The sequence below is a fragment of the Rahnella perminowiae genome (genome assembly GCF_019049695.1).
GTDB lineage: Bacteria > Pseudomonadota > Gammaproteobacteria > Enterobacterales > Enterobacteriaceae > Rahnella > Rahnella perminowiae.
Genome location: NZ_JAFMOT010000050.1, coordinates 1 through 429, shown reverse-complemented (window position 1 = coordinate 429; position 429 = coordinate 1). Strand labels below are relative to the sequence as shown.

The window sequence follows — 429 nt, the reverse complement described above, 5'->3', positions numbered from 1 at the left end:
AGAGGGTGCTCCAGAGCGCCTCGAGCCGCGCCTGCCGCCCCTTCGGCACGAGGTAGAGGCTGGCGCGGACGTACGCCCCGGGCTCCGCGACGAAAAAGATCGCCAGCATCACCACCAGAAACAGGTTCGCCAGGAGCGTGACGAGAAAACCCCCACAGCTGACCAAGACCGGCAGCCCCGCGCTGAAGGCGTTGTTCGCCAGGGTGCGCAGGCGCTCGGGCGTCAGCGACGAGCTGTCGAACTCGAGCGCCCGCGGCGGCATCAGTTGACCAAGTAGGCCTTCCCGGTTTGAAAGACGGTCGTAGAGCCCGGTGAGCTGGTCCGAAAAGGCCGGGAGACGCCGGGCGAGGGCGTAGAGGTCGCCCGCGATGCTGGGGATGAGCCAGGCCGTCAGCGCCAGGACGAATACCAGTAGGCCGACCACAGAGA

Annotated in this window: 1 protein-coding gene; it reads right to left on the bottom strand. The window is 67.4% G+C overall.

From position 1 onward, the window contains the following. Positions 1-429, bottom strand: a 429-nt coding sequence (locus tag J1781_RS00225) for an AI-2E family transporter (RefSeq protein WP_217233000.1), incomplete at both ends; no start/stop codon positions are given.